This is a genomic window from Pseudoxanthomonas kaohsiungensis (genome assembly GCF_010211765.1).
Classification (GTDB): domain Bacteria; phylum Pseudomonadota; class Gammaproteobacteria; order Xanthomonadales; family Xanthomonadaceae; genus Pseudoxanthomonas; species Pseudoxanthomonas kaohsiungensis.
The window spans coordinates 1-516 of the sequence record NZ_PDWO01000078.1 but is presented as its reverse complement, the minus strand read 5'-3'; the positions used below and the strand labels follow the sequence as shown (position 1 = coordinate 516).

Annotated in this window: 1 protein-coding gene; it reads right to left on the bottom strand. The window is 60.7% G+C overall.

The genetic code is table 11. From position 1 onward, the window contains the following. Positions 1–58 precede the first annotated feature (58 nt). Positions 59–382 carry a succinate dehydrogenase, hydrophobic membrane anchor protein gene (gene sdhD / locus CSC66_RS17380; protein WP_162378653.1) on the bottom strand — a complete coding sequence of 108 codons (324 nt, stop codon included), beginning with the start codon at positions 380–382 and terminating at the stop codon, positions 59–61. Positions 383–516 lie beyond the last annotated feature (134 nt).

Below are 516 nucleotides of genomic sequence, written 5' to 3'. Positions count from 1 at the left end.
TCATAAAGATGCTGCTGAACCTTGTAGCTTTCCATGGATCCCGGCCTCGCGTTTCGTCTCAGGGGGTCAGCGCCACGCGCAGCACGGCCAGCACGCCAGCCAGTGCGCCCAGTACCGCAAGGAACTTGATCGCCACGAGCAGCACGACCTCCTTCCAGCGGGTGTGCACGTAATCCTCGACCACCACCTGCAAGCCAAGCACGGCATGCCAGAACATGGTCAGCACGAACACGATCAGCAACAGCGCATTCCACGGCTTGGCCACCGTCGCATGCGCCGTCGCGTAATCCGCATGCAGCAGGCCGAGCACGGTGATCACGAACCAGATGCCCAGCGCCACCAGCGCGGCAGCGGTCAACCGCTGCACCCACCAGTGCTCCACGCCGGATTTCGCCGAACGAAAAAAAAAACAACTGAGGCCGGTTGCTTGCCATTAGGTATGAAGCTAAACCAGGTCGGGCCGCCCATGTTGCCTGAATTGTGCACGCGCTCGTTATGTGTTTCACGCCACCTGCA